The organism is Burkholderia sp. (genome assembly GCF_018375725.1).
In the GTDB taxonomy this organism is placed as follows: Bacteria; Pseudomonadota; Gammaproteobacteria; order Burkholderiales; family Burkholderiaceae; genus Burkholderia.
Map to the genome: position 1 here is coordinate 1 of NZ_JAHACR010000224.1, position 7,266 is coordinate 7,266.

The following is a 7,266-nucleotide window of genomic DNA, read 5'->3' on the forward strand; positions in this document are numbered from 1 at the left end:
ACATTCTCGCGCTGAACGCCGCCGTCGAAGCGGCGCGCGCGGGCGAGCAGGGCCGCGGCTTCGCGGTCGTCGCGCAGGAAGTGCGCAACCTCGCGCAGCGTAGCGCGCAGGCCGCGCGCGAAGTGAAGGTGCTGGTCGAATCGACGGTGGCGAGCGTCGAGGCCGGGTCGGGGCAAGTTCGGCAGGCCGGCGAGACGATGCGTGAAATCGTGTCGAACGTGGCCAACGTGACGACGATCATCTCCGAAATCACGCACGCGTCGAATGAACAGACGCGTGGCATTCAGGAAGTCAATCGCGCGGTCACGCAGCTCGACGAGATGGTGCAGCAGAACGCGGCACTCGTCGAACAGTCGACCGCGGCGGCTTCTGCATTGCAGACGCAGGCGAACGCGCTGGCGTCGACGGTCGGGCAGTTCAAGGTCGCCTGACGCGGCGGCGACGTGCGGCGCGCTGCGCGGCATGAACGGCGACGGGCCGTAAGGGCACCGCGCGCGGCGGCGTCACGGACGGGCGCGCAGGCGGCTGTGTCAGCCGCGACCGCGCGATGCGGGCGGTGTCTCGTGCTTGCGCGGCGCGTGTCCGCTTGCCGGCTTTGCCGGATCGATGCGGGTCGGGCCGCCCGCCGCGGTGGGATCGCTGGCCGGGAAGGTTTCTTCGAGCGCCTCGTCAAGGCGCTCGTCGGTCTTGTCCTCGGGGCGTTCGCGGCGCCGTCCGCCGGGGTGGGCTTGCGTTGCATGGCGTCGGGCGCCGGAATCGTGAGCAATCATGGTGAAGCCTCCTTCGAACGATGGGGTGATACCGCACGGCGATCGTGCGTGCCCGTCATGCCGGCGCGCGCATGCCCTGCGCGGTGACGAACCGGGACGCCATGTGCAGGACGCATGCGACGTTGTCCGGGTGGAGCGGAACCGCGATCAGATGATTCCAAGAAAGCCTACGCTATCGGGCGAATATGTGCAGCGTCGAGGATGAGACGCGTGGCGATCGTGGGGACGAGGGCGACCGCGACCCGGCCGCGGAGCCGGGCTGCGATGTCGCATGGGCTACGCCCGATCGCCAGTGCGCTGCAGGCGCGGCACATGCCTCCGGCATGGCTGCGGCAAGCTGAATGTGCCGGTCACGCGCGCTCGACCGAAGTCGAACCGCCGCTTGTCGTGTTCTCCTCGTCCAGATCGACCGTCTGCAGATATGTCGGCACCTCGCAGCGCCAGTTCAGCGTCTCCTCGATTCTGCGCCGCATCGCATCCGCGGCAGCCGGTTCACCGTGCGTGATGAACGTTCGCTTCGGCGGCCGCGTCATCGCGCCGAGCCACCCGAGGATTTCCTGGTAGTCCGCATGCGCGGACAGGGCGGGAATCGTTTCGACTCGCGCGCGCACGCGCACGTATTCGCCGTGAATCTTCACGCTCGGCTCGTGCGCGGCGAGCGCCGCGCCCCGCGTGCCGGCCGCCTGATAACCGACGAGTGCGATCGTGTTCCGGCTGTCGGGCGCATAGCGGCTCAGGTGATGCAGCACACGTCCCCCGGTCGCCATGCCGCTGCCGGCGATGATGACCATCGGACCTCGGTGCTCGGCGATGGCTTTCGACTGCTCGATCGTACGGATCATGGTCGCCGCGTGACAGAGCGCGTTGGCTTCCGATGCGCTTAGCCGGTGATCCCGCAGGTCGCGGCAGTAGATCTCCGTCACGTCCATCGCCATCGGGCTGTCGAGGTACACCGGCACGGGTGGCATCTGCCCGGCCGCCTTCAGCCGGGCGATGTAGTGCAGGATCTCCTGCGCACGTCCGACGGTGAAACTCGGAATCACGACCACGCCGCCACGCGAAAACGTCCTGACGAACATCGCGGCCAGCTCGCGCTCCGGATCGGCGTCGGGATGCAGGCGGTCGCCATAGGTCGACTCGACAACCAGATAATCGGCGTGGGCAAGCGGCGTCGGCGGCCGCATGATCGGATCGGCACGCCGGCCCAGGTCGCCCGAGAAAGCCAGTATTTTCTGTGCGTAGCTCAGCACGATGCTCGCGGCGCCCAGGATGTGCCCTGCGGATTGCAGCCGGAACGACAGGCCGCCGCCCAGTTCGACGGATTCGTCGAAATTGCAGGGCTTCAGCAGACGCAGGGCACGCTGGGCATCGTCCGATGTATAGAGCGGTAACGCCGGGTGATGCCTGGAATAGCCGTGGCGATTTGCGAAGTCCGCTTCCTCCTCCTGCAATCTGGCACTGTCGGCGAGCATGATTTCGCATAAGGCCGCAGTCGCGCGGGTGCAATACACGGGCCCGCGATAACCGTCACGCGCGAGCACCGGCAAATAGCCGCTGTGGTCGAGATGGGCGTGAGTGAGGATCACGGCATCCAGCGTGTCGGGCGCGAAGGGAAGCGGGTTCCAGTTGCGCAGGCGAAGGTTTTTCGTGCCCTGGAAAAGACCGCAATCGATCAGGATGCGGCGATCGGCGTGCTCGATCAGGTATTTCGATCCCGTCACGGTTTCGGTGGCACCCAGGAAAGTCAGTTTCATCGCTCGTCTCGCAGGCAGTCGCCGGATTGAATAACCTGATTACATCGCGACCGTGTCGACGATCCTTGATGGAAATCATCGAGTTCGATGTCTGTGTGCGCGAAGCGCTGGGCGCAGAAATTCGCCGCGCCGATCGCCTTGACCTTGAGCGCGGCATGCCGCATACGGGCTGACCGATCCGGATACCGGCATCGCCCCGCTGTGACGGCTCAGCGATCGCGCCCGAACGCCTCGCGCAACTTCTGCTTGGCGCGCTCGAGCGTATCGCGGCGCGCCTGCGGCAAATGGGTGCCGGCACGGTTGATGTAGAAGTTGAGCATCGACATTGCCGACTGAAACGGTGTTCCCTTGCGGCGCGTACTGCGCTCGGCGGCGCGCTTCAGGGCTTGCGCGATCTCCTCCGGCGCTTCGTGCGTGAATGTGCCGGGCTCGAGGTCGAGCGCATCGCTGTGTTCGGTGACGTTCTGCGACCAGCGGGCTGCGGCATGCGGCGCGTCCGGGCCGCGCGTCGCGGTCGGCGAAGCGTGTCCGCCGCTTTCATGCGATGCAGGCAATGGCGTGCGACGCGACATCACTGGCTCCTCCGGCGGCAGCCGCCTTTTCGTACCGCCGCGGTTCGCCGGATGCCGCTGAGAAAACGGACGCACGAATCCGCGGCGTGTGCCTTCGATTGTGCGCGTACGCCGACGTGCCCGCCAGCGCCGTATGCGGCGGGCATCCATGCCACCGCATGCCGATCGCGGCCCGACCACAGGGCATGCCGGGCAAGGCGGCGCGCCCATAGCCGGACGACCCCTGCCCGGACATTTGCTATCATCCACGGCTGTACAAACGTACAGTTATCGACATTTTCCCCGTGACGCCTTTTCCGCCGCCCGCCCAGGCGTTCTACTACCTGACCAATTTCGAGCGCGCGCTGGCCTGGCTCGGCGTGCGCTACGACGACCTGCTGGATCCCGCCGAGCGGGCATTCCTGCACGCGTTCGCGCAAGTGCCGCAGGCGTCGCGCGCGCTGCTCGTGCGGATGCTGATGCGCAACGGGCCGGACTTCCGCGCGAGCAAGCTCGTCTACGAGGAAATCGGCTGTCCGCTCGCGGCCGCCGAACCGCTCGTCGCGCTCGGCTGGGTCGACCCCACGCCGGCGCTGACGCTCGACGCGATCTTTGCGCTGTCCACCAAGGCCGAACTGTCGCGGATCTTTCCCGCCGCGGGCGGCGGCCGCAAGCACGAATGGCTCGAACGGCTGCGGGCCGGGCATGCGGCGGAACAATCGTACGACGCCTGGTTTCCCGACGCCGACGATCGCGTGCTGCGCGTGACGGTCGGCGCGCTGTGCGACCGGCTGCGTCTGATGTTCTTCGGTAATCTGCATCAGGACTGGAGCGAATTCGTCCTCGCCGATCTCGGTGTGTTCCAGTACGAAAGCGTGCCGTTCGCGCCGTCGTCGCGTGCGTTCCAGCGCCGGGACGACGTCGATGCCTACCTCGCGCTGCACGCTTGTCGCGACGCGCTCGAAACGTGGCCCGACGACGCACCGTACGACACGCTCCTCGATCGGATCGATGCGGTGGAATGCGCGCAGGCGTGGCTGGGGACGCGCCGTGCGAAGCTGCTGTTCGCGCTCGGGCAGGCATGCGAGCGGCGCAGCGCATGGCCGCTCGCGCTGGACGCCTATGCGCGCAGTGCGTGGCCCGGCAGCCGGCATCGGCGAATCAGGGTGCTCGAGCGCTGCGGACGCGACCGCGACGCGTTGGCGCTGGCGCTCGATGCGCGCGGCGCTTATGAGAGCGATGAAGAAAGGCAGCGCGTCGAACGGATGCTGCCGCGCCTGCAGCGACGGCTCGGCCATGCGGCGGATCGCGCAGGCGCGGCGCCCGGCGTGCCGCGCGAGACACTCGTACTCGCCAGGCCGGACGCCTGTGTCAGTGTCGAATACGCGGTGCGCGACCACCTCGCGCAGCCCGATGCGCCGGTGCATTACGTCGAAAACACGCTGATCAACTCGCTATTCGGGCTGCTGTGCTGGGCGCCCGTGTTCGCGTCGGTGCCGGGCGCATTCTTCCACCCGTTCCAGCGCGGCCCCGCCGACCTGCATGCGCCCGATTTCGCCGCACGGCGCGCCGAAGCGTTCGCCGCATGCTTCGCCGAGCTCGACAGCGGGGCATACCGGGATACGATCCGCCGGCACTATGTGACGAAGATGGGCCTGCAATCGCCGTTCGTGTTCTGGGGCGTACTGAGTCCCGAGCTGCTCGACGAGGCGCTGGCGTGCCTGCCGCCCACGCATTTGCGGCTCTGGTTCACGCGCCTGCTGGCCGACATCCGCGGCAATCGCTCGGGGCTGCCCGATCTCGTTCGCTTCTGGCCGGCCGAACGGCGCTACGAATTGATCGAAGTGAAAGGGCCGGGCGACCGGCTGCAGGACAACCAGACACGCTGGCTCGCATATTGTCTCGATCACGGGATGCCCGTGCGCGTCGTCGATGTCGAATGGGCGAACGTCAACGCGTCCGAGGCCGATACGGCGGGGATATCCGCATGAGTTACGTCGTCGCGGTACGCGCGATGTGCGAGTTCACGGCACGGCGGGGCGATCTCGACCTGCGTTTCACACCCGCGCCGACGGCGCTCGAAGGGATGGCGGGACACGGCGCGGTGACGTCGCGTCGCGGCGCGCGCTACGAGACGGAGATTTCGCTGACGGGCACGTGGCGCACGCTGACGGTACGCGGCCGCGCGGACGGCTACGATCCCGTGTCGAACCGTCTGGAGGAAATCAAGACGTATCGCGGCGATCTGGATGCGATGCCTGAAAATCATCGTGCGCTGCACTGGGCACAGGCGAAGGTGTACGGACACCTGATCTGCGAATCGCGCGGGCTGGCGGAAGTGACCGTCGCGCTGGTCTATTTCGATATCGACGCCGAACGCGAGACCGTGCTGACGGAGGTGTTGACGGCGAACGCGCTGGCGGCCTTCTTCGATGCGCAGTGCGCCTGTTTTGTCGACTGGGCGGAGCGCGAGACGGCGCACCGCGACGCACGCGATGCCGCGCTGCGTGCGCTGCAGTTTCCGCATGCGCAGTTCCGCAGCGGCCAGCGCGAGCTGGCGGTCGCGGTCTATCGCGCGGCGCGCGACGAACGCTGCCTGATTGCGCAGGCGCCGACCGGCATCGGCAAGACGCTGGGCACGGTGTTCCCGCTCCTCAAGGCATGTGGAGAGGGCCGGCTCGATCACATCTTTTTCCTGACTGCAAAGACGCCGGGCCGCGCGCTCGCGCTCGATGCCGTCACGACGCTCGGCGCCGGCACGCCGGCGCTGCCGCTGCGCGTGCTGGAACTGGTCGCGCGCGACAAGGCCTGCGAACATCCGGACCGCGCGTGCCACGGCGAGTCGTGCCCGCTCGCACGCGGCTTCTACGACCGGCTTCCCGCCGCCCGCGGCGCGGCGATTGCCGGCGGCCTGCTCGATCGGGGCGGGGTGCGGTCCGCCGCGCTGGCGCACGATGTCTGTCCGTACTACCTCGCACAGGAGCTGGCGCGCTGGTCCGACATGGTGATCGGCGATTACAACTACTACTACGACGGCAGCGCGATGCTGCATGCGCTCGCGCAAGAGAATCAGTGGCGGGTGGGCGTGCTGGTCGACGAGGCGCACAATCTGCTCGACCGCGCGCGCAAGATGTATAGCGCGTCGCTCGATCCGTTCGATTTCTCGGCGGCGCGCGATGCGGCGCCGCCGGCGCTGCGCAAGGCGTTCGAGCGGCTCGGCCGCGCGTGGGGGGCGGTGAACCGCGCCCAGGACGCACGCTATGCGGCCTACCCGGACGTGCCGGGGCCGATCGTGTCCGCGCTGCAGAATCTGGTCTCGGCCATCGGCGAGCATCTCGCGGAGACGCCCCGCGCGAACGACGACGCGCTGCTGCGTTTCCATTTCGATGCGATCCAGTTCGGTGCGCTCGCCGAGGCATTCGACGACGCGTCGATCTTCGACGTCACGCTGCACGATGCGAGCGCGCCGCGGCAACCGGCGCTCGACGGCGTCGCACCTTCGGGCCGCCGGCGCCGCCTGCAATCGACGCTGTGCGTGCGCAATGTGATCCCGGCCGGTTTTCTCGCGCCGCGTTACGCTGCCGCGCGCGCGACCGTGCTGTTTTCCGGCACGTTGAATCCGTTCGATTTCTACCGCGATACGCTCGGGCTGCCGGACGACACCGGCTGTCTCGACGTCGAAGGGCCGTTCCGCGCCGAGCAGCTGACCGTGCGCGTGGCGAGCCACGTCTCGACGCGCTGGCGCGACCGGGACCGCTCGCTCGGGCCGATCGCCGACCTGATCGCGGAGCAATATGCCGCGCGCCCAGGCAACTACCTGAGTTTCCTGAGCAGTTTCGATTACCTGCAGCGCGTCGTCGCGCTGATGCGCGAGCGATATCCGGACGTGCCGGTATGGGCGCAGGCGCCTGGCATGGACGAAGCCGAGCGCGATGCTTTCCTCGCCCGGTTTGAGGCAGGCGGGCGCGGGGTCGGCTTTGCGGTATTGGGCGGCGCGTTCTCGGAGGGCGTGGATCTGGCGGGCGAACGGCTGATCGGCGCGTTCATCGCGACGCTCGGGCTGCCGCAGCTCAACGACGTCAACGAACAGATGCGCCGGGCGATGGACGTGCGTTTCGGCAACGGATACGACTACATTTACCTGTATCCCGGCTTGCAGAAGGTCGTGCAGGCGGCCGGACGGGTGATTCG

General features: G+C 67.8%; 6 protein-coding genes. 3 read left to right on the plus strand and 3 right to left on the minus strand.

What is annotated here, in order from left to right; translation table 11 throughout:
- A partial coding sequence (locus KH616_RS18885) for a methyl-accepting chemotaxis protein (protein ID WP_292249665.1) occupies positions 1-431 on the plus strand: 431 nt, incomplete at its 5' end.
- 99 nt (positions 432-530) lie between these two features.
- Here KH616_RS18885 and KH616_RS18890 read toward each other — a convergent pair.
- From KH616_RS18890 to KH616_RS18900, 3 genes are all read right to left on the minus strand, one after another.
- Positions 531-770, minus strand: a complete 240-nt coding sequence (locus tag KH616_RS18890; protein WP_292249666.1) for a hypothetical protein — start codon at positions 768-770, stop codon at positions 531-533.
- Between the two features lie 350 nt (positions 771-1,120).
- Positions 1,121-2,524, minus strand: coding sequence for an MBL fold metallo-hydrolase (locus KH616_RS18895; protein WP_292249667.1), 1,404 nt, complete (start codon positions 2,522-2,524; stop codon positions 1,121-1,123).
- 209 nt (positions 2,525-2,733) lie between these two features.
- Complete coding sequence (locus KH616_RS18900; RefSeq protein ID WP_292249668.1) at positions 2,734-3,096, minus strand: DUF3175 domain-containing protein; 363 nt, start codon at positions 3,094-3,096, stop codon at positions 2,734-2,736.
- A gap of 284 nt (positions 3,097-3,380) precedes the next feature.
- Here KH616_RS18900 and KH616_RS18905 point away from each other — a divergent pair, with 284 nt between their 5' ends.
- Both KH616_RS18905 and KH616_RS18910 read left to right on the plus strand, forming a co-directional pair.
- On the plus strand, positions 3,381-5,066 hold the full coding sequence (locus KH616_RS18905) for a VRR-NUC domain-containing protein (protein WP_292249669.1): 1,686 nt from the start codon (positions 3,381-3,383) through the stop codon (positions 5,064-5,066).
- Positions 5,063-7,266 (plus strand): ATP-dependent DNA helicase (locus KH616_RS18910; protein WP_292249670.1); only part of this gene is annotated, 2,204 nt, incomplete at its 3' end. The genes KH616_RS18905 and KH616_RS18910, both read left to right, overlap by 4 nt.